The organism is Teredinibacter turnerae T7901 (assembly GCF_000023025.1).
In the GTDB taxonomy this organism is placed as follows: Bacteria; Pseudomonadota; Gammaproteobacteria; order Pseudomonadales; family Cellvibrionaceae; genus Teredinibacter; species Teredinibacter turnerae_B.
In genome coordinates, this window is the sequence record NC_012997.1 from 214,525 (window position 1) to 233,422 (window position 18,898).

General features: G+C 53.1%; 14 protein-coding genes. 4 read left to right on the forward strand and 10 right to left on the reverse strand.

Translation table 11 applies throughout. The features are described from left to right. Position 1: 1 nt before the first annotated feature. Together TERTU_RS00885 and TERTU_RS00890 are read left to right on the forward strand one after the other, a co-directional pair. The gene (locus TERTU_RS00885; RefSeq protein WP_015817244.1) at positions 2 to 1,207 is read left to right on the forward strand and encodes a heme biosynthesis HemY N-terminal domain-containing protein; all 1,206 of its coding nucleotides are present in this window, start codon (positions 2 to 4) and stop codon (positions 1,205 to 1,207) included. Further along, the gene (locus TERTU_RS00890) at positions 1,204 to 1,905 is read left to right on the forward strand and encodes an SDR family NAD(P)-dependent oxidoreductase (protein ID WP_015820863.1); all 702 of its coding nucleotides are present in this window, start codon (positions 1,204 to 1,206) and stop codon (positions 1,903 to 1,905) included. Before TERTU_RS00885 ends, TERTU_RS00890 begins: the two co-directional genes overlap by 4 nt. Positions 1,906 to 2,147: 242 nt before the next feature. Here the strand turns inward: TERTU_RS00890 and TERTU_RS00895 are convergent, their stop codons facing one another. The 5 genes from TERTU_RS00895 to TERTU_RS00915 form a co-directional block, all read right to left on the reverse strand. After that, positions 2,148 to 3,137 (reverse strand): hypothetical protein, encoded by a 990-nt coding sequence (locus TERTU_RS00895; RefSeq protein ID WP_015820437.1) that lies wholly within the window; start codon positions 3,135 to 3,137, stop codon positions 2,148 to 2,150. A gap of 37 nt (positions 3,138 to 3,174) precedes the next feature. Next, on the reverse strand, positions 3,175 to 3,831 hold the full coding sequence (locus TERTU_RS00900; RefSeq protein ID WP_015820026.1) for an anti-sigma factor family protein: 657 nt from the start codon (positions 3,829 to 3,831) through the stop codon (positions 3,175 to 3,177). A 95-nt stretch (positions 3,832 to 3,926) separates the two neighbouring features. Next, a complete protein-coding gene (locus TERTU_RS00905; RefSeq protein WP_228378229.1) occupies positions 3,927 to 4,511 on the reverse strand; it encodes an RNA polymerase sigma factor in 585 nt (194 codons plus the stop codon). Then, the gene (locus tag TERTU_RS00910; RefSeq protein WP_015819056.1) at positions 4,501 to 7,569 is read right to left on the reverse strand and encodes a CHAT domain-containing protein; all 3,069 of its coding nucleotides are present in this window, start codon (positions 7,567 to 7,569) and stop codon (positions 4,501 to 4,503) included. Before TERTU_RS00910 ends, TERTU_RS00905 begins: the two co-directional genes overlap by 11 nt. A gap of 154 nt (positions 7,570 to 7,723) precedes the next feature. Then, on the reverse strand, positions 7,724 to 8,158 hold the full coding sequence (locus TERTU_RS00915) for a VOC family protein (protein WP_015820485.1): 435 nt from the start codon (positions 8,156 to 8,158) through the stop codon (positions 7,724 to 7,726). Positions 8,159 to 8,255: 97 nt separating this feature from the next. On the opposite strand from TERTU_RS00915, the gene TERTU_RS00920 reads away from it, so the two are divergent. Both TERTU_RS00920 and TERTU_RS00925 read left to right on the forward strand, forming a co-directional pair. Beyond that, a complete protein-coding gene (locus TERTU_RS00920) occupies positions 8,256 to 8,813 on the forward strand; it encodes a helix-turn-helix domain-containing protein (RefSeq protein ID WP_015820033.1) in 558 nt (185 codons plus the stop codon). Between the two features lie 86 nt (positions 8,814 to 8,899). Next, positions 8,900 to 10,324, forward strand: a complete 1,425-nt coding sequence (locus TERTU_RS00925; RefSeq protein WP_015819557.1) for a sensor domain-containing diguanylate cyclase — start codon at positions 8,900 to 8,902, stop codon at positions 10,322 to 10,324. A gap of 19 nt (positions 10,325 to 10,343) precedes the next feature. Here TERTU_RS00925 and ubiD read toward each other — a convergent pair whose 3' ends face one another. The 5 genes from ubiD to TERTU_RS00950 form a co-directional block, all read right to left on the reverse strand. After that, positions 10,344 to 11,804 carry a 4-hydroxy-3-polyprenylbenzoate decarboxylase gene (ubiD, locus tag TERTU_RS00930; RefSeq protein ID WP_015819051.1) on the reverse strand — a complete coding sequence of 487 codons (1,461 nt, stop codon included), beginning with the start codon at positions 11,802 to 11,804 and terminating at the stop codon, positions 10,344 to 10,346. Between the two features lie 322 nt (positions 11,805 to 12,126). Next, positions 12,127 to 13,386 (reverse strand): transcription termination factor Rho, encoded by a 1,260-nt coding sequence (gene rho / locus TERTU_RS00935; protein WP_015818671.1) that lies wholly within the window; start codon positions 13,384 to 13,386, stop codon positions 12,127 to 12,129. 422 nt (positions 13,387 to 13,808) lie between these two features. Further along, the gene (trxA, locus tag TERTU_RS00940; protein WP_015818186.1) at positions 13,809 to 14,135 is read right to left on the reverse strand and encodes a thioredoxin TrxA; all 327 of its coding nucleotides are present in this window, start codon (positions 14,133 to 14,135) and stop codon (positions 13,809 to 13,811) included. Positions 14,136 to 14,234: 99 nt separating this feature from the next. Then, complete coding sequence (ppk1, locus tag TERTU_RS00945; RefSeq protein WP_015818233.1) at positions 14,235 to 16,370, reverse strand: polyphosphate kinase 1; 2,136 nt, start codon at positions 16,368 to 16,370, stop codon at positions 14,235 to 14,237. A gap of 125 nt (positions 16,371 to 16,495) precedes the next feature. Beyond that, on the reverse strand, positions 16,496 to 18,841 hold the full coding sequence (locus tag TERTU_RS00950; protein ID WP_015819643.1) for a hybrid sensor histidine kinase/response regulator: 2,346 nt from the start codon (positions 18,839 to 18,841) through the stop codon (positions 16,496 to 16,498). Positions 18,842 to 18,898: the final 57 nt, after the last annotated feature.

Sequence of the window (18,898 nt, forward strand, 5' to 3'; positions counted from 1 at the left end):
CATGAAGCGCCTCCACCTGCTTGGAATATTAACGCTGTGTGCGATTGTTGCTGCACCTCTGATTCTCGAGTTAATTAAAGCCGACACTGGCTACATTTTAATTAGCCTCGGCAGCACGACCATTGAAACCAGTTTCTGGTTTGCTATTTTTGCCGTGATATTTGGTGTATTGGTATTGCGCTGGAGCTATATGTTGCTTCGCGCAATATTGCGCTCGCTGGGGGTGAGTTGGGCATTTCTCGCGGAAGGCCGTTCCCGTCAGCTGAATGCACGAACCCAGCGCGGCTTGATTCACTATATCGAAGGCAATTGGCAGGCGGCAAAAAAAGATTTGCTGAGTGTGGCTAAGTACGCGGATCAGCCGTTGGTGCACTATCTGGCGGCGGCGCACAGTGCGCATCAATTGGGCGATATGGAAACCTGTCAGGCATTGCTGTCCAAAGCGGAAGAGGTCGCACCGGAAAACGAATTAGCGGTGTTGCTGAGTCAAGCCAAAATGCAACTGGCAAACCAGCAGTGCGAGCAGTGCCTGGCAACACTGGAGCGTGCCCGCAGCGTTGCACCAAGGCATCCGGTGGTGCTCGATTTATTACTGACCGTATATCAACGGGTAAACGATTGGGCCGCCGTGCAAGCTCTGCTACCTGAGCTGAAAAAAAGTAAAGCTTACACCCAAGAGCAGCTGCACAGCCTAGAAGTGGATGCGGTCTGCGCAGTTCTGGATACGCATAAATTTAATTTGGACGAGCTGAAATCCTACTGGCAAAAACTCGATAAGTCGCTCAAGCAATCCCAGGTTTTAGTGCTGCAGTACTGCGGCCACTTACAGCGTTTGGGGGCAGAAGAAGCCGCTGAGCAACAGTTGCGTCGCGTACTCACCAAACAATGGGATGCGCGCCTGGTGGAATTGTATGGCCGTGTGCGCGGTGGCAGCGACAATGAACAATTGCTGGTGGCTGAGCAGTGGCTGCGTGAACGGCCCGGCGACCCGGATTTACTCCTGGCGCTTGCGCGTATTGCCATGCGCAATCAGCTCTGGGGTAAAGCGCGCAGTTATTTTGAAAGCAGCCTGCAATTACAAAAAAATCCGCAGGCCTATGCGGAATTTGCCGCACTGCTGGCGCAATTGGGCGATCATCAAAAAAGTACGGAGCTGTATCAGTTGGGGCTGTTGCAACTCACGACTCACCAACAGGAGAAAATATGAAAAAAAATCTCAAAGGAAAATGGGCATTAGTAACGGGTTCCAGTCGCGGGATCGGCCAACAGATCGCACTCGGCCTGGCGCAACTGGGGTGTAATCTGGTTGTCCACGGTCGTACTCAGGAAAATTTGACGGCGACTCTGGGGATGCTCACTGACTTCGATGTTACCGTGCACCCGGTTGCCGGTGAATTGGATGGCGAAGCGCCACTCAACGCTGTTATTGAACAGGTTAACAAGGTGGCGCCGCAAGTGGATATTCTCTACAACAATGCAGCCATCAGCTGCCCGTCTACGCCAGTGTTTGAATTCGACATGGCCACTTGGATGTCGGTTTTTCAGGTGAACGTTTTTGCCATGGTAAAACTGGTGAACGCGTTTGGCCCGGGCATGAAAGCCCGCAACTGGGGGCGTATTGTCAATGTGTCGTCGGGTATTGCGGATCAACCAAACCTGGCGCCGTACAGTGTATCGAAAGCTGCTGTCGATAAATTAACGCAAGATTTGGCGTTTGAATTTAAAGATACTGCGGTCAGAGTTAATGCTGTCGATCCGGGCTGGATACGCACGGATCTCGGTGGGCCGGACGCCTGGGATTCAGTAGAATCCACCCTGCCGGGCATGCTCGCGCCAGTTATTGTTGCAGACAACGGCCCGAACGGTGACTACTTCCGCGCACAGGATTTTAAATTTTTCGATTAGTGTTTAATGTATTGGGCTCCAGTCCAATTTTCTCTCAGAGGCGCGCGCAATTGACGTCGCCTCGCTTTAAGCTTCCGTGCTGTTAAGGCGCTTCCGTTTTTCTTGAACCTGATTGATCAAATGCGTTTTTAGCCGCATTTGCAAAAAAATAAGATACCCGCGTGGGCGGATATGTCATGGGGCGGCAATTAAATAGCCGGGCTCCTCTATTTAATTGCCCCGTGAATAAAATCAGATATTCCCTAAATATTAATATAACCGCCGCCGCTGCCCTGTAAGTGGCTCAGAACTCTGTTAACAATTTCGTTGTGGTTGTCGAAGAATTCCATGAGCCCCTCCCAGGTACTTGTGTCAGGTGGCAGGCTTTCTATATATGTGCGCAATTCAGTGCAGGTCGTAATGTCCTCAAGACCGATAAATCGGAAGTAAAAATTTAATCTTGACGACCCGGGCGCTGGTGGCGTTTGCGGATATTGCTCTACCACAAGCGTGTGGGGGTGAGAGTCGTTAGTTGTGTCAACCTGATTCTGAGTGTCTTCAGCGTGCTGTTCGGTGGCGAAAACCAGATACCAATAGCGAAACCTGTCGCCTGCCAGGCTTTGAATTCGGCAGCGTTTAACGCCATCGGTATTTTCCATAATACGATCGTTTTTGCGCAATTCTCCCCAGCGATCGCGGCTAGGGTCTGCGGTAATAACCTGGTCGAGAATAAATTCATCGCCCTCCGCGAATGGGTCGTGATGGAGCGGTGCCTTAATCGTACTCTGGTTGATTTTATCAATAATAAAATTAACCATACCTTGCGCACGCAGGCGGTCTTGTGCTGTGCGGGTACCGCTTAAGCGGCCTGTCGGCGAGTCGATGATAGTGCCGTGCGCATTGTAGCTCACCATGGTCGGCGGTAGTGCCGCATGTGTTTGGTTCACATTGGGGGCGGTGCGTACAACATTGATGTCGCAGGCCTTATCGTCTTTATTGGCGACTGTCTGCGCGATTATTGTCAGGACAAATGTCTTCTGAGCAATTACCGTCAGGGCGGTGAATGTCATCAGCCCATCGGGTTCGGTGATGTTGACGTACACGGTTTTGATAGCGCCCAATTCGCGCTCTGGTTCGTTGCGGCGGCGCACAATGAGCTTGGCTTGGGCACACGGATTTTCAACAATTAGCCGGTCGTGACGCTCCAGACCGGGCAGGCTTGAGTTGCTAATAGCAATAATCAGAAAAGGCATAACGGCTCCTTGTTGTTTTGGGGGCTGGGTGGCGAGCTTAATGCTGAGTAATAAATTCACCTGTTAATAAAGTTTGCGAGTTCTCGGGCGCAAGCGAGTAGTGATAGATTTTGTTTTGTTCTAAAAAACCGGGTGTGAGTGTCAGGGCGATCACCGATTGCAGGTTTGGCTGTAACGGTTCGCTGGAAAATATCAGGGCTCCGTCAGCATCTCTGATAGATACCGTCCAGGATTGCGGTTTGCCAAATGCGGGGGGAACCTCGAAGCCCAGCGCCAGCGCGCGTTTGTCGAGCGTAATGCGGTGGGTTTTCGGTGCGGCTGATTCATTGCGATAGACATCGTTAGCAACCAGGTAAAACTGGGTCGTGGTGATTGCCTCAGGGGAAACGGCCGGGTCGTGTTTCAGGATCAGCGGGATGAGGAGCAGGCTGGCCGCAATCGCACCAATTGCTGTTTGGGGCGCCACGATATAACTCAGCCAAGCGCTGTTTATGCCTGCAGTTGACGGGCGGCGTTGGGATTCCGCTGCGGGCGCCAACTTTAAACCGTCTTTCAACGCTTGTGCGCTTTCCACTCGGGCCAGGAGCGCCGGGTTTTCCAAGTAGTGCGCCTCAAAAGTGATTTCATCCTCTTCCGACATCCGGCCGTTGACGTAGTTGTCGATCTGGTCGTCTGTCACTGAGTTATGCGTCATGGGTGTCTCCAGGCAACGGGGGAAATTCGCGCCATGGGTTGCCGTGTTGTTCATCTGTATTGTGCGTGCTCAGCCGGTTTTCTCTCAGTAGCATATTACCAATGCATTTCCGTTTGCTCCCACAGTTCGCGAAAGCGTTGCCTGGCACGGTGAAGTACCCGATGGAAATGGCGTTCAGTGAGCGTGAGCGATTTGCATATCTCCCCTTTTTCCTGCTCTTGAAGGTAGAAGCGCCGCAGTAATTCCCGGTCACGCTCCTGCGGCAATTCGTTGAGCAGGGCTCCAATCGCGGTGCGAAGGCGCTGGTGTCGCAACTGTGTCTCCGGGGTTTCGTCGGTGGTCAGGTCGCTGTCAGCCTCGTGGGGTGCACCGGTATGTGCCGGGTATTTGCGAAAGTGCATCAGTAACTGATTGCGGCCGGTTTGTACCACATAGGCTGCAAGTCGTTCGGGCTCACGCACTTTGCCTGCGCGAATATTTTCCAGTACCACGCGCCATGTCTCCTGACACACATCCTCCGCCACATCGATACTGCTTTTGCGACTGAGCGCGAGCATCAGGCCGCGCTGGTATTGTACGACCAATTGATGTTCGGCGACCGTATCGCCCTGTTCGATGCGGGTGACCAATTGTTCCGGTGGGATCACAGGGGATGCGCCGGGTGAAGAGTTAGAAAGCATGGGGGTTACCGTAAAATGCGAACGCTGCCCAATAATAGGGGTGGTTCCAGCGGGGGTTGCGGGCGAGTGCGAGCTGCGCTTTGCGCAAGGCCGAGGTTGGCTCATCCTGTTCGGTGAGAAGGTTTCGGTAAAACTGCGCCATGATTTGCGCGGTCGCCCTGTCTTCCACCGGCCAGAGTGACGCTAACACCCGTTTGGCGCCAGCTTCGAAAAATGCCCGCGACAAGCCCATAGGTCCTTCCCCTGCGAGATTTTTACCCGCCGCCGTGGCGCAGGCGCTGAGTACCACCAGTTCGGCATTTAGCGATGAGTCTCGGATGGTTTGTATGCCGAGTTGGCTGTCCGGCTGGGATGCGAAATCCCCATTCAGCGCGATCAGCGAGCGCGAGGGGTAATCCCAATCCAGTCGGGTGTGACTTGCGAAGTGCACAATGTCGAATGGCTGAGCGAGCGCCGCTGTGACACCCGCGAGGTCGGCGGCGTGGCCGGCAAGCACGCGCGGTGGATTGGTCGACGGCCAAGCGCGGGTTATTGCGGCAAGCTCTGCTTCACGCGCCTCTAGCTCCCCGCCGGCCAAATCGGGTGCCACCAATAATATGTGTTCTCGTGACAGGGTAGGGGCTTGCGGATGCGACGGGTGTTCGCTGAAGTAATTAAACGTGCTGAGGGATCGGGCGTAGCTGATGTTGTGCGTCAGCAGCAGACGGCTTTCGTTCTGGGGGTTAAAGAGCGCGGCGAAAGGAACCCTGTGTAGCGCACCATCCGGCACAATCACCAGATTCTGGTATTGATCCAGTTGTGGTGCCACAGATCCGAGGAGATATTCTGAAAGCCTGCTACCTGCCTGGTAAAGTGCATCGCGATTTCCGGTTTGCGGGTTGAGCTGCGCGAGATACGCATCGATTGCGCCGTGGAGTTCCGGTTCTGCTGGCAGGGAATACACTTGCTGGTGTCCTGCGCTCAGCTCCCACAAATAACTTTGTCGGGTGCCCATAAAAAAATACAGTAGGGCTGTACCCTCCGGTAACTGCGAGAGAGCGTCTTCGAGTGAACGCGATTCCTGCTCGCTGGAGGGAACAGCACTTTCTGGTGTTGCCTGTAAGCGCGCAAGTGTTGTCGCCATGAGGTCGGCAAAGGGCAGTTGCGCCACCTTGGCCTCGGTATCGGGTACCGGTGTATTTCTTCTGAGCAGTGCATCGAAGAGTGTTCGAGCTTTAAATTTCTCGGCGACCTGGAGTGCGGCAAGGATATTGGATGGAGACTCTTCACGGGTGATCTGCAATTGCAAGTCGTACAGTGAGCGCTGTAGTGCTAAAAACTGGCGGCGCATGTCGTCACGTTGCAAGTCATCCCGCAAGGTTTCGATTGAGTGAGTCGCAGCCGCAATGATAGCCAGAGCTTCACTCGCAAACCCCTCATGCCAGCGGGCGCTTGCCAATACAAAGCGGGCACTCAGCATACCCAGATCGTCCTGGTCGCGGGTGAATTGGGTCACCGCTGCACGCGCATTTGCGGCGGCGTCACGCCAGTTTTGCAGGCAAAGGTGAATCTTTGCTGTCAGCAGTGGAGCGCTATTCACGCTGCCCGGATCAGTGAGGCTTGTTAGTGCGTGCTGTGCATCCGTGCACTGGCCGGCGTTCAGGTGAGCCTCGGCCAGAGTTTCCGAGTAATGGCGACGATCCAGCGGGGCCTCACTTAAATGTCGTTGGGCAAGGCGTAAAAATTCTGCACTGGTATCGGGTTTGCCCTGCAGTGAAAACAACCGCGCCTGATTTAAGTAGACGGTTTTCAGCTCCCGGTTTGCGCCGCTTAGTTGATACAGAGTTTGCGCTTTTTGGTAGAGCGCTTCGCTTTCCTGCACGCTGCCAAGCTCCATTGCGATACGCGCTAACGCTGCTGTAATGTGTGCCTGCCAAATAGGCGCCTTCAGCGCTAGCGCTTCCCGCTCGGCGCGCGCAAGCAGTGATTGTGCGTAAAAATAGCGGCCGCGCAAAGCGCTGACAACGCCGAGGTAGTATGCGGATTGCATCTGCAGGGCAAGGTCAGTCGTTTCACTGCTGAAGCTAAGTGCGAGTTGATGGCTTGCCGCTGCCTGATCGAGGTGTTTGTTGATGCGGTGGAGAAAGCCGACGCCGTTGAGAATGCGGGCAACCTGCGCCACGTCGTCAATTTTATCCAGCTTAGCACTTGCGCGCGCTATTGCAGCTGCGTGCTTTTCCAGTTGCTCTGTATGCAAAAAAAGTTCGGCGCGTACCAGTTCGGCTTGTGCGCTGAGGGTGTAAAACACGTGTGTGTCGGTTGTTTGAACTCTTGTAAGGGTTTGCTCAAGTTCGCGCAAATACTGTTGGGTGAGCGCAGTGTCGTCCTGGGCGAGCGCCTCATGCAACTGCATAAACTGTATTTGTGCCAACGCGGGCCAGGCTTTAAATTGTCGAGCCTGACTCGCTAATTGGGTGAACGCTGTGGAATTTGCAGAGGTACTCTCGGCGGCGTGCAGCGCGAGAAATTGCGCGTTGAGTTTTTCAATTGATGGGGGTAGTGCCTGCCATTGCTGAACGGCCAACGCGAAGTGCTGGCTAATATCTGTTGGCGATACACTTAGCTCCTTGCGGCGTGCGAATTCCAAGGCCGTGTCCGCGTCGCAAAAGGCCGGTTCGCGTTGGCAGTCTGTTACCTGCGACTCCAGCGTAAGGGCCGCTGGCGCTTGGTGCCGCGGAACGACATCCACTTCAATAGCGCAGGGCGCGCAGTCGCTGTCGGTTAAGCTCAGGCGGTGGCGATACAGCAGGTCAGCATGTCGATTCGCAAATAAATCCTCGCCTAAATGATTAAAAACCTGAATCCGCAAGCTGGCGTGTTCGGGTTGAAATTGAAGCGTAAGGCGCTGCCCGTGAGGTACGGAAATCGTTTTGTGAAAGCGATTGTTCTCTGGCTCGAACAGGATGCGTTCAGATTGCATGCTGGTGTCAGCTGGAAGATTTTCATCTGCAAAACACAGTGCCGCCGCAGTGAGGGCGCTCGACGTTACAGCGATAATCAGCAGACGGGGTTGTAACATGGCATGGCACGGTAAGATGATTACCCGTGCCATTCTGCCAGTCATGGCGTAGGCGTACTAGAAAAATTTCATCGCTTGGCGCAGCCGTTGAGTGTTGGAGTGGCTCAATGTTGTCGCAGCAATTGCGCGCAAGCTTATCGGTATAGTGCATGTGTTAATTAGTTTTCGCGTCGTCGTAACTGTTGCGCAGCACTGGGTCTGCGTGCAGGTACTGAATAAATTCCCAGTCATTCCCGTCGGGGTCGGCGAAATAGATACGCTTGCGTGCAGGGTGAAAGTTCTCGATGGTGGTTTCTGTATAGCCCGCCTTTAATAGACGCTTGCGCAGGTTTGCCACCTCTTCCTCAACCACAATACCCACGTGGTTCAACCCTGGTGTATTGCCATAGTTTTTGCGTGCGTTTGCGGCTTCGGTTGCCTGGTAAAGCGCAAAGTAGTGTTGCTCGTCACCGATATGCAACCAGCGCTCGTCGCAGCTGGTGCCACTGTCAAATCGCACTTTAAAGGCGGGTATTGCAGTTGAAATAAACTCAGCAATGGCGTCGAGTTGAGTTACGTGAATATTTAAATGTTCCAGATAAGCTTTCATAGATATTGCTCCGTTGGTCGTGAAGCGGCATTATCATTTGCTTCGATAAATTATTAACTTAAATGTTGATTTAATAGCAGGAGGTTGGCGATCTGTCATGAAACTGGAAACGCTAGCGCGCAACCTTGCGGGCAACGTGCGGCAACTGCGCAGTGAGCGAGGTTTTACGCAACAACAAATGGCCACATTGGCGCAAATACCCCGACCGACCTGGGCCAGCATTGAATCGGGTGCCGCCAACCCAACGCTTTCGGTGCTGAGTAAATTGGCGAATGCGTTGCAGGTGAGTATCGAAGAGCTGGTAAGCGCGCCTCGCTCCCAGGCTGCATTTTTTGCGGCGGGCTTTGGCCCACACCGCAAGCGGCGCGGCGGTATATTTAGCCCCATGGTGCCTGAACTCGTGCCCGGTGTGGAAATCTCCCGGCTTCAGATCGAGCCTGCGGCGACGGTACAGGGTGCACCGCACACCCACGGTACGCGAGAGTATCTCACTTGCGAGCGCGGGAAGCTGGAGTTGCGGCTCGACGATGGCAGCTGGTTTCTCCTTCCAGGCGACGCCGTTGCGTTTCGAGGCGACCAAAAACATGCCTACGTTAATTGTCTTCACAATGAACCCTCGATTGCGTTTTCTGTCGTGTGTTTCGCCCCAAATTAAGCGCCAGGCCTGCTGCTGAGTGGGGTTGCGAGGCTAGTGCGCCATTCATTTGCTAGACTCAAAGAGCCTGACTGGCTGGGAGTGGCATGAGAGTGGAACATTTGGACAGAAAGGAAAAATCAACCCATTATCTGGCGCGCGAACTTGCTGAAATAATTCGAGTCGACCCTGAGTTGTTCGATTTTATCGATCGCTATGTTTTCGACGGACTGTGGTATTGGAATCTGCAAAAACCGGAAGACGAGTGGATGAGTCCGCAGTTCTGGCTCACGTTAGGCTATGCGCCTGAAGAAAAGAAACACCTGGCCGCGGAGTGGCAAGACATTATCGATCCGGACGACCTGCTTGTTGCCCAGCAAAACTTCGAGCAGCATTGTAAAGACCCGGGTCATCCCTACGACCAGATTGTGCGCTACACCCACCAGAGTGGCGAAACTGTGTGGCTGCGGTGCCGGGGCTTTGCGATTCGTGATGCAGAGGGCGTGGCGACCCGCATGCTGGGCATCCATACCAATGTCTCTCGCCTGAAGCATATTGAAGAGCGCTATAAAAAAATTATCGCCACCATGGACCGTGTTTATGCTGATCTGCGTGTCGCACTAGACGAGAGTGAGCAGCTGTTCGAAACAATTCCCGATGCAATTTTACAGGTGGATCAGGATGGTCGAATAGTGAAAAGTAACTCGCGGGCGACAGAAATGTTTGGCTATTCAGCCTCGCATTTACAGGAGCTGACGGTTGAAGATTTGGTGCCAGACGCGATTCGAATAAAGCATTCAAAGTTACGCCATCGTTTTCAGGATGCGCCGGAAGTCCGTGAGATGGGCAACGATGCGATGAACCTCAGTGCGGTTACCAAAAGTGGAAAGGAAATTTTCGTCGACATTCGCCTGAGCCCATACAACACCAAATATGGTCTGCATACAATTGCGGTAGTACGCGACATTACCGAGCGTAGAAAAATGGTGTCGCGCCTTAAAGCCCAGGAGGAAGAAGAGCAAAAGCTGTTTAAACTATCCAGCACAGATTCTATGACTGGAGTTTTTAATCGGGGATATTTTTTAGAACTTGCGAATCGCGCTCATCACCAAGGAGAAAGATACGACCATAATTTTTGCGTGATGATGCTGGATGTGGATAATTTTAAATCCATCAACGATCGCTTTGGCCATGCGGAAGGGGATCGGGCACTAACGCAAATTGGGAATATTCTGAAAAACTCAGTGCGTAAAACCGATATTATCGGCCGGGTTGGTGGCGAAGAGTTTGCCATTGTGTTGCCCGAGTCCAGTATTGACCAGGGTGTGGTTCTCGCCGATAAAATTCTCTACAACATTGAAGACGCACGAATGCATAGTGACGACCCGGATGGTCTGGGTGGTTGCCCGACCTTGAGTATAGGTCTTGTCGCCAAGGGCGATGAAAATGAAACCTTTAATGAATTGCTTTACCGCGCAGATCAGCTTTTGTACAAAGCGAAGCACACGGGTAAAGCCAAGGTGGTTTACTAGGGCCTAGGGCCTGGTGACACTAAAGACCCAACTCATCCCAAATTGCGTCAACTTTTGACTTTATATCCGCATCCATTTCGATAGGCACGCCCCACTCGCGGGTGGTTTCTCCCGGCCATTTATTGGTGGCATCAATGCCCATTTTGGAACCCAGGCCGGAAACCGGTGAAGCGAAATCGAGATAGTCGATGGGGGTATTGTCGATGAGGGTGGTGTCGCGAGTCGGGTCCACCCGTGTGGTCAGCGCCCAGATAACATCTTCCCAGCGCCGCGCATTAACATCGTCGTCGGTCACAATCACAAATTTGGTGTACATAAATTGCCGTAGAAATGACCACACACCTAACATCACGCGTTTGGCGTGGCCCGGGTATTGTTTTTTGATGGTGACCACCGCCAGCCGATAACTGCAGCCTTCCGGCGGTAAATAGAAATCGACAATCTCGGGAAATTGTTTTTTTAACAGTGGTACAAATACTTCGTTGAGCGCGACACCGAGCACCGCGGGTTCGTCAGGGGGGCGGCCGGTGTAGGTGCTGTGATAAATGGGTTCTTTGCGATGGGTAATGCGCTCTACGGTAAATACCGGGAATTGATCCACTTCATTGTAGTAGCCGGTGTGGTCACCAAATGGGCCTTCGTCGGCCATATCACCTGGTGCTAAATAGCCTTCCAAAATAAATTCCGCTGAGGCAGGCACCTGCAGTGCATTGCCGAGACTTTTCGTCACTTCGGTTTTACTGCCGCGAAGCAGACCGGCGAAAGCATACTCGCTGAGGGTATCCGGCACCGGCGTGACAGCGCCAAGAATTGTGGCCGGGTCTGCTCCCAGTGCAACGGAAACGGGAAAGTTTTCCCCCGGATGTTCCGCCTGCCATTCACGAAAATCCAAAGCGCCACCGCGGTGGCTCAACCAGCGCATAATCAACCGGTTTTTACCGATCAATTGCATGCGGTATATCCCGAGATTCTGGCGTTCTTTGTGCGGCCCGCGGGTAATCACCAACGGCCAAGTGACCAGTGGTGCCGCATCGCCCGGCCAACAGGTTTGGATCGGCAGTTTATGCAGATCGACGTCATCACCCTCCAGTACCACTTGTTGGCAAGCAGCCCGGCTCACTTGCTTGGGTGCCATATTCAAAACCTGTTTAAAGATCGGTAATTTTTCCCAAGCGTCTTTCATGCCTTTGGGCGGTTCCGGTTCTTTCAAAAACGCCAGCAACTCTCCGACTTCGCGCAGTGCCGCAACTGATTCCTGCCCCATACCGAGAGCGACGCGTTCCGGTGTGCCGAATAAATTGCCCAGCAGGGGAATATCCGACCCTTCAACGTTTTCAAACAATAACGCCGGGCCTCCTACGCGCAGGGTGCGGTCGCATATTTCGGTGATTTCTAGGTGAGCGCTAACCGGGTGAGATATGCGCTTAAGTTCACCACGCTTTTCGAGCAGCGCGATAAAGTCTCGTAGGTCTTTAAACATAATGCACTTCGTGCGGAGCGCTCACGACGTTCTTTTCGAGCAGCAAGTCTCTTCAGGATGGTCGCCATAGGCGACTGCCGGAAACAGGAGCGTTCTCGCTTTATTGGAATGAATGGCAAAGAATAGTGGTACGTACTTTAGCACGTAATGGATGAGGAGAAGGGGTGGCGGGGTTTCATGTAAGCAATTGGTTTTAATATTTTTCCAGAAGGTCGCTTTGCGACCGTTCCAGCCGCCGCCGATGGCGGCGTCCCTGAAGCGGGCATGGCCCGCGCTCCAGAAGGCGGCTCTGCCGCCGTTCCACTGCGCAAAGCGCGCTGGCTTATTTCGATTTCATCGACAAGAAAAATTCGTCGTTGGTTTTGAAACCTTTTAAGCGGTCAACCAGAAACTCGGTTGCAGCGATATCTTCCATATCGTGCAGCAGCTTGCGGAGAATCCACACGCGCGACAGTTCGTCTTCGCGCATCAACAGGTCTTCACGACGGGTGCCGGAGCGACGAATGTTGATCGCCGGGTACACGCGTTTTTCGGCCACTTTACGGTCCAGGTGCAATTCCAGGTTACCGGTACCTTTAAACTCTTCGTAAATAACTTCGTCCATTTTGGAGCCGGTATCGATCAGCGCGGTCGCGACGATTGACAGGCTGCCGCCTTCTTCAATATTTCGCGCAGCGCCGAAGAAACGCTTGGGGCGCTCCAGAGCGTGGGCATCGACACCACCGGTGAGTACTTTACCGGAGGAAGGAATTACGGTGTTGTACGCACGGGCAAGACGGGTAATGGAATCCAACAGAATAACGACATCTTTTTTGTGTTCGACAAGTCGTTTCGCGCGTTCGATAACCATTTCGGCAACTTGCACGTGGCGCGAAGGCGGCTCGTCAAATGTGGACGCAACCACTTCGCCGCGCACAGAGCGCTGCATTTCAGTTACTTCTTCCGGACGTTCATCAATGAGCAGAACAATCAAGTGACATTCAGGATTGTTGCGGGTGATGGCCTGTGCAACATTCTGCATCATGATGGTTTTACCGGCTTTTGGCGGTGCGACGATCAAGCCGCGCTGGCCTTTGCCGATTGGCGAAATTAAATCGATGATACGGCCGGTTAAATCTTCGGAAGAACCATTGCCGGTTTCCAGTACCAAACGGCTGGTGGGGAACAGGGGGGTGAGGTTTTCGAAGAGGATTTTGTTGCGGGAGTTTTCTGGCTTATCGAAATTAATTTCGTTGACTTTTAACAATGCGAAGTAGCGCTCACCTTCTTTTGGCGGGCGAATTTTTCCGGCAATGCTGTCGCCGGTGCGCAAGTTAAAGCGGCGGATCTGGCTGGGCGATACGTAGATATCGTCTGGACCAGCGAGATAGCTGGAGCCGGAAGAACGCAAAAAGCCGAAACCATCCTGCAGAATTTCCAGCACACCATCACCGTAAATGTCTTCACCGCTGCGTGCGTGACGTTTGAGAATGTTAAAAATCACATCTTGTTTGCGGGAACGGGCGAGACTTTCCATGCCCATTTCTTTCGCGATATCGATAAGCTCTTCAATGGGTTTTGTTTTGAGATCGGTGAGGTTCATAAGATTTTTACGATGAGATGCTGGTTGCTGGAGCAAATAATTGTTTTTATCGAGGCTGACTACTATTCAATTTAGCAGCTAGGGCGACGATTATCGGGTTATTTATCCTGGTGTTATTGTCTGATGGCAAATCGCTATCAAAATCGCGGAAAGTTAAGCTGAAAGCTTGGAGACTGTGCGGCGTGTACCACAACAGAGCAGGGTTACAGGGCACAGGTTCGGCAAGTTAAGGGTGCGATCCGAATAGGATGAATGCCTTCACGAGGTTCCGGTCATCGGGTAACTGGTTTCGGGGTATGAATGACAGCAGGAGAGATGAGCGGAAGAGCTACCTTGCGAGACGTTTGCAGTATAGCCACAAAATTTGGTGCTTGCAAAGAGTAATGGCACAAGTGGTAAAAACCGCTCGTGCCACAGGAGCTTTACACGTTGGCGTCGATAAACTCTTTAAGTTGCGCTTTGGATAATGCGCCAACTTTGGTGCCTTCTGCGCTGCCATTTTTAAAGATGATAAGGGTCGGAATACCGCGAATGTTGAATTTTGCCGGGGTTTCTTTGTTGGCATCAACATCCATTTTGCAGATTTTGATTTTGCCTTCGTATTCCTGGGCCAGTTCGTCGAGAACCGGAGCGATCATTTTGCACGGTCCACACCAGGCTGCCCAGAAATCTACCAGGACAGGGCCGTCAGCGGTCAGTACATCTTGTTCAAAGCTTGCATCGCTAGTGTGAACGATCGCGTCACTCATAGTTGATTTCTCCAGAAAGGTGAGTAGGGAGGGAAGGTCGCTAATAATAAGGATAGCGGCTACCGGTTACAAGGCCATAGGGTCAATTGAGCGGGCCTATCACTGGCCCTGGCTAGCATAAATTTGCAGCAATTCTTCCTGTGCACCCATTGGTGCTTCTTCACTCTCGGCTCTATTGTTGCTGTAGGTGCCATCTGTCTGCAGCTGCCAGCTGCGCAAATTGTCCTTCAGATACAGGTTGAGCTCTTTGAGAATCCGCTCTGAATGCTCCGGCGACTCTACAGGAAAACAGGTTTCCACTCGGTGATTTAGGTTGCGCTCCATCAGGTCCGCACTGGCACAAAACACCTTGTATTCGCTGTTGGCGAAATAATAGGCACGGGTATGCTCTAAAAATCGGCCAACGATTGAACGAACCGTAATTGTGTCTGACACGCCGGGGATACCCGGCCGCAGACAACACATGCCGCGAATAATCAGGTCGATTTTTACACCGGCTTGCGAGGCTTTGTATAAAGCCTGAATAACCTTGGGTTCAGTCAGACCGTTACATTTGAGGATAATGTGCCCTTCGCCACCTTCTTTTTGCGCTTTGACTTCGGCGTCTATCAGGCGCAGCAATTGTCGCTTCAGGGTGAAGGGGGCGTGTAACAGCTTGGTCATGCGCTCGGCCTTGCCCATGCCGGTGAGTTGCTGAAATACGCGGTGCACATCCTCACACAGCACTGGGTCAGCGGTCAGCAGGGAGTAGTCGGTGTAGAGTCGGGCATTGCCGCTGTGGTAGTTGCCGGTACCCAGGTGCACGTAGCGTTTGAGCTCGCCGCCTTCACGCCTTACCAGGAGCATCATCTTGGAGTGGGTTTTGTAGCCAACGACGCCGTAAACCACCACGGCACCCGCTTCTTGCAGCCGGCTGGCCAATTCCAGGTTCTCTTCTTCGTCGAATCTGGCGCGCAACTCAACAACAGCGGTCACTTCCTTGCCGTTGCGCGCGGCATCGATCAAGGCTTCCACCAGTGACGATTGCAGTCCGCCACTGCGATAGAGGGTTTGTTTGATTGCCACTACCTGTGGGTCTTTCGCCGCCTGCCGCACCAGCTGAATAACCGGCGAAAAAGATTCAAATGGGTGCTGTAACAAGTAGTCTTTGCGGGCAACGGCGTCGAATATCACATCTTTGCGGTTCAAGCCTTTGGGCATGGACGGTGTAAAAGGTGGGTACTGCAAATCGGGCCGATCGACTTCGAATGGTACCTGCATCAGGCGCTTCAGATTAACTGGGCCGTTAACCTGATAGAGCTGCTGGTCGGTCAGGCCGACTTCACGCAGTAGAAACTGGGTCAGCTCCTCCGGGCAATTATCCGCCACTTCCAGGCGTACCGCAGTGCCAAAACGGCGTGAATGCAGTTCGCCGCGCAGCGCGCGCGCCAGGTCGGCGATGCCTTCCATATCCACATCCAGATCGGCGTTGCGGGTGATGCGAAACTGGTAGCACCCCATTACCTGCATGCCCGGGAACATTTTTTCAGCGTGCGCGTGAATCATTGATGAAAGGAAAATAAAATTTTGGCCCGGGTCGCCAAGTTCCGTTGGGAGGCGAATTACCCGCGGTAAGGTTCGCGGTGCGGGCACGATGGCGTAGTTCAAATCGCGTCCAAAGGCGTCTTTACCTTCCAGTTCAACAATAAAGTTGAGGCTCTTGTTGACCAGGCGCGGGAAGGGGTGCGCGGGGTCGATACCAATGGGGCTGACAATCGGCAGCACTTCGCGCTCAATATATTCTTCGACCCACTTGGCTTGTGCCTGCGTCCAGCGTTTACGGCGTAAAAACCGGATGCCCTGCTCGGCAAGAGCGGGAATGAGTACGTCGTTCAGGGTTTTGTACTGCAGATCAACCGTGGCGTGACAAATCTGACTGATTTCACGCAATACCTCCGTGGGGTGCATTCCGTCCGGGCCGGTGGTTTCCCTCTCGAATTTGATACTCTGCATCAGACCGGCGACGCGAATCTCAAAGAATTCATCCAGGTTGGAGCTGAAAATCAGCAAGAACTTGAGGCGTTCAAGCAACGGGTGCCGATCGTCGAGCGCTTGCTTGAGAACCCGCCGGTTGAAGGCGAGATGAGAGATTTCGCGGTTGATGTAATACGCCGGATTATCCAGGCTGGGGGTATCGCTTGTATCTACTGCGGTGTCGTCCGACATCGACTGGATTTCAATCAATTTGTTGTCCATGAAAACCCTGTTACGGTTTGGCCCCGGTGGAACCTCGGGCGCGAGAGGATAAATGTGCTGCACTTGCGAACTATTCTACGCCAACTGGTGCGTATCGTAAGTAAGGTTGTTGAAAAACGCAGGCCCTAGTCTTTTAATACTCCGACCGATGTCAGCGCTTCGCGCAGTTTATCCATGGTGACTGGCTTGGTGAGGTAGTAATTCATGCCCACGTTGAATACCCGTTGCCGGTGCTCGGCCTCCACGTGCGCGGTGAGGGCAATGATCGGCATGGGCGTAAGTGCGCGGTTTTTCTCGTATTCGCGAATTTTTTCCGTTGCCTCAAAGCCGTCCATATTGGGCATTTCGCAGTCCATAAATATAAGGTCGAAACGCGGTGAGGCGGTTTCGAACGCGGTAACTGCTTCCTGGCCGTCTTCGGCGAAAACAGGTTCGATTTCGTGCTTGTTAAGCAGTCCTTCTATGACCATTCGGTTTACGGCATTGTCTTCAGCCACTAACACGTTAAGTTTTTGGGCGGGAGCGATGGCTTTACTTTCCATCGAAATCAACTCGTTGAGAGCCACGCCCGTGGACTGGGCCAAGAGCGCAGTACGCAGCCCATGTGCGGTGAGCGGGCGCGGGAGAATACTGGTGATGGGCATCAACTGTTCCATCGTAAACTTGGTGGTGCGCTCATGGGTGAGCATTAGAATGGGTGTTTCCGCGTAGGCGGGTATTTCGCGAATACTTTGCGCGAGCGCAAAACCGTCCTCGCCATCAATGCGTTGATCGAGAAAAAGAAAGTCATAAATTTGGTCTGGCGTCTGGTTAGTGAGGCGCTTGAGTGCGTCTGAGGCTTTGCTCACATGATGGCATTTCATGTTGTAGCCCTCGCAGTTGTCGGCGAAGGCGGTGACTAATACCGGAGAGCTGTGTATGGCGAGAATGCGTTTGCCAGACAGCGCGAGGCTTGAGCTAGGTGGCTGCCGCTGCCTGTCTTCGGGCAAATCGAAACGAATGGTGAACCAGAAGGTGGAGCCCTTGCCGTATTCGCTCTCCACTCCGATTGTGCCGCCCATTAACTCTGCCAGTTGCTTGCAAATGGCCAGCCCCAGACCGGTGCCGCCATAGCGTCGGGTGGTGCTGGTGTCGGCCTGATTAAAGGCTTGAAACAGGTTGCGCTGAATTTCTTTGCTGATGCCTATGCCGCTGTCGACAATCGAAAAACGCAGCAGAGGGTGTTCGGAGGTGCGATCCTGTAGGCTTTTTACCAGCACCATCACGTGACCGTTGGAGGTGAACTTGAACGCATTGCCGATAAGGTTCACGACGATCTGGCGCAGCCGCGTGGGGTCGCCGCGTAGCTGGGTGGGTGTTTCGGGGCTGATGGCGCAGACGAACTCGATGTCCCGTTTATGGGTTGTTGCGCTGAACAGCTGCACGCAATCGTTGAGCAGTTCGTTGAGATCGAAATCGACATTTTCCAGGTTCATTTTGCCGGCTTCGATTTTTGAGTAATCGAGAATATCGTTGATGATTTCCAGCAGCGATTCCCCCGATCTGAAAATGACATCCAGGTAGTGTTTTTGGCTGTCGTTCAGAGGCGTATCCCGCAGCATTTCTATCATGCCAATTACCCCGTTCATTGGGGTGCGGATCTCGTGGCTCATGGTGGCGATAAACTGACTTTTTGCCTGATTTGCGGCTTTAACCCGCTCAATCATGCGTCGGGTTTCGATTTTTTCTTCTTTCGCCGCGAGGAGTGCGTCTTCAATTTGCGCCTGCTGTTTTATGTCGATCAGGATGGTTTCACGCATGCTGTTGAGCGCATTGACGACGCTGTCCAACTCGTCCTCGCTTTCGCTATCAGACGGTTGGCGCTCGAGGGTAATGGGGTTGCCGATGGTATCGATAGAAAGCTTTTCGGTTTGCGCTGCAATATGGCGCAAATGTCGAAACACCAGTTGCTCGAGCATGACCAGGATGATTGCCGCCAGCCCCAGAATCAATATGGCCTCGACTACCAGGTTGTAGAGTAGATGGCTGATAAATTCGTCATTAAAGTAGGGGCCGACACCGCGGATTTTAAGCAGGTAATTGGCGTCGGCGGTTGCCAGCGGATAGGTTTTCTCCAGGCTGCGCTGCCAACCGCCCGCGCGAAGTTGGGCAAAATTATCAAAGATCGGCCCCGGCTGTTCGACCGCCTGTTGTTGCAGGCGAAACGCCAGCTGTGGGTTGCGGTGAGAGCTGTCTTTCAGTAACAACACAGCGCTGCTTTTGTCGCCGCGCGAGAGCGATTGCAGCAGCCATGGCGCCACATTCTGGTGTGTATCGTCGAGAGTCTCGGCAATACCGCCAACAAATTTTTCGCCAAAAAAAAGGCGTTCAGCAATGATGCCAGACACCAGAAGTGCACCGATCATCATCACCAGGACAGTGACTTTGCGAGCAATACTAAGTTGGCGAAAAGCGGCGGCGGGGTTGAACATGGTGGTCCGTGTAACTTGGTGAGTTCCTTGAGTGTAGCAGCCTGTCGCCGGTGTTTC